1 protein-coding gene is annotated in these 237 nt (G+C 65.8%); it reads right to left on the minus strand.

The window, feature by feature from the left end; genetic code table 11:
• The coding region (locus SB816_RS34775; protein ID WP_410548597.1) for an NAD(P)/FAD-dependent oxidoreductase at nt 1–237 on the minus strand (237 nt) is incomplete at both ends.

Here is a 237-nt window from a genome sequence, read left to right on the forward strand (position 1 = left end):
GCGGCCGGTGATGGGTCCGAGTGTGAGGCCGTGATGGGCATGCCCGAAGGCGAGCCACAATGTCCTGTGCCTTGGCGCCTTTCCGATGATCGGCATCATATCCGGCGTGCAGGGGCGCGCACCCATCCACGGTTCTGCATCCAGCCTGCCGCCAAGAGGAAAGACCGTGCGCGCCACCCGTTCCGCCCGCTCGATCTGCACCGGAGATTTCGGCGCATCGCGTTTGGCAAATGCCGC

Source organism: Achromobacter sp. SIMBA_011 (assembly GCF_046535435.1).
In the GTDB taxonomy this organism is placed as follows: domain Bacteria; phylum Pseudomonadota; class Gammaproteobacteria; order Burkholderiales; family Burkholderiaceae_B; genus Achromobacter; species Achromobacter dolens.